Genomic DNA, 2,549 nt, shown 5'->3' with positions numbered 1-2,549 from the left:
CATGACGACTTCTTCGAGCTCGGGGGGCACTCGATGCTCGCCATCCAGGTCATCGCCCGCATCAACGACGTCCACGACACCGACATCAACCTGCGCGTCGTCTTCGAGAGCCCCACCGTGGCCGCCCTGGCGGAACATGTGGACGGCCTGATAGCGGATTCGTCCCGCGCGGTGCTCCAGGCGGTTCCCCGGACCGGCCGCATGCCGCTGTCGTACGCCCAGCAGCGCTTGTGGTTCCTGGACCAGTTGGTCGAGGACAACCCGTTCTACAACGTGCCCGACGCCGTCCGGATGCGGGGGCCGCTGGACCTGGACGCGCTTGCCAGGGCGCTGAGCGCGGTGGTCGCGCGGCACGAGGTACTGCGCGTCACCATCCACGAGGAGGAGGGCCGCTCCTGGCAGGAGTTCGCGGACCCGGCGCCGATGCCCCTTCCGCTGGTCGATGTGTCGGCAGAAGCGGATCCGGAATCCACAGCACGCCGACTGGTCGCGGAGGAGGCGCGTACGCCGTTCGATCTCTCGGCCGGGCCGTTGCTGCGTGCCGATGTGGTGCGACTGGGCCCCGAGGACCACGTGCTGCGGGTGACGATGCACCACGTGGTCGCCGATGCCTGGTCACGGCTCGTCCTGATGCGGGAACTGAGCGCGCTCTACACCGCGTTCCTCGACGGAAAGGACGCGGGTCTGCCGGAACTGTCGGTTCAGTACGCCGACTTCGCCGTCTGGCAGCGTCGTTGCCTTGAGGAGAGCGGGGCCGCGTCGCAGGTCGACTACTGGCGGGGGGTGCTGGAGGGTGCGCCGCCGTTGCTGCAGTTGCCGACGGACCGGCCGCGGCCGTTGGTGCCCTCCTACCGGGGAGCTTCATGGGACTTCGAGGTTCCGGCGGACGTGTGCCGTCAGTTGCGCCAGTTGGGCCAGGCGCACGGTGCGACGTTGTTCATGGTGGGCCTGGCCGCGTTCCAGGCGGTGCTGGGCAGGTTCGCCGCGACGCGGGACGTGGTCGTAGGGGTACCGATAGCAGGCCGGCACCGCCCGGAGCTGGAGTCGCTCATCGGGTTCTTCGTGAACACCCTGGCGATGCGAACGGACTGCTCGGGCGACCCGCGCTTCGTGGATCTGCTGGGCAGGACCCGGGACACGGCGCTGGGCGCCTACGAGCATCAGGACCTGCCGTTCGAGCAACTGGTGGAAGAGCTGGCTCCGGTGCGCGATCTGGGCCAGAACCCGATCGTTCAGGTGATGTTCCAGCTGAACGACGTTCCCCAGCCGGAGCTGGATCTGCCGGGCCTGCGGATGGATTCCTTCGCTCCCGTCGATGAGGTGACCCGGTTCGACCTGTCGATGTTCCTGGCGGAGTCGGGGGACGGGCTTGAGGGGCAGGTGGTGTACGCCGCCGAGCTGTACGACGAGAAGACGGTCGCGCGGCTGACCGAGGCGTTTGTACGGGCTTTGGGAGCGGTGGCGGCTGACGCGTCGGTGCGGCTGTCCCAGTTGCCCGTGCTGGGTGAGGCCGAGCGCGGCCAGCTGGTCTCCGAGTGGAACGAGACCGTGTCTGGTGGGCTGGGTGGGGTGACGGTTCCTGGGTTGTTCGGGGCTCAGGTGGCGCGGACGCCTGATGCGGTGGCGCTGGTGGAGGGTGATCAGCGGTGGACGTATCGGGAGCTGGATGCGGCTGTGGGTGTGGTGGCGGCTCGTCTGGGTGCGGTGGGTGTGGGTTCCGGTGGTGTGGTTGGTGTGTGTTCGGGCCGTCAGTCGGAGATGGTGATCGGTCTGCTGGGGGTGTTGCGGGCTGGTGCCGCGTATGTGCCGTTGGATCTGTCGTATCCGGCTGAGCGGTTGGCGTTCATGCTGGATGACAGTGGTGCTGAGGTGATGGTGGCTGGTGCGGATGTGCCGGTGGCTCTTTCGGGGCGTGGGGTTGTCGTCGGTATTCCTCAGGGCGGGGTCGCTGTGGGGGATGGGGATGACGCGGGTGCTGGTGGTGCTGAGGGGGCAGTGGCGGGTCCGGACGATCTGGCGTATGTGATTTATACGTCCGGCTCGACCGGGCGGCCCAAGGGCGTCGAAGTCACCCACACCGCACTGGCCAACCTCATGACGGCGCTCCGCGACGAGCTGGCGCGCGACGAGCTCCTCTCGCCCGGCCTGCAAGGACTGCTGCTCTCGCCGCTGTCGTTCGACTCGTCCGTCAAGCAGCTGCTCCTGATGTGCGGGGGTGTCACGCTGCACGTTCTGGACGAGGCGACGCGGAGAGACCCCGCGGCTGTCGCCGCCTACGTACGCGAGCAGCGGATCGACGAGTTCAACTGCACGCCGACCATGCTGCGCGCGCTCATCGACGCGGGCGTCTTCGGCCGGGAGCACACGCCCCGCTTCAGTCTGATCGGCGGCGAAGCCATCGACCCGGAGCTCTGGCTCATGCTCTCCGTGCTCTCGTCCCGGCACGGGCACAGTGCCTTCAATCTGTATGGGCCGACGGAGTGCACGGTGGATGCGACGTTGGCGCGGGTGTCGGGTGATCGGCCGGTGATCGGGCGTGCGTTGGAGGG

The 2,549-nt window shown here is 68.1% G+C and carries 1 protein-coding gene; it reads left to right on the top strand.

What is annotated here, in order from left to right:
- Window positions 1-33: 33 nt before the first annotated feature.
- Window positions 34-2,549: condensation domain-containing protein (locus tag ACFVWY_RS35585; RefSeq protein ID WP_389879047.1), on the top strand; the 2,516-nt coding region annotated here is incomplete at its 3' end.

Source organism: Streptomyces sp. NPDC058195 (genome assembly GCF_042883525.1).
In the GTDB taxonomy this organism is placed as follows: Bacteria; Actinomycetota; Actinomycetes; order Streptomycetales; family Streptomycetaceae; genus Streptomyces.
The sequence above is the reverse complement of the archived record's forward strand: the minus strand, read 5'-3'. Positions and strand labels throughout refer to the sequence as shown.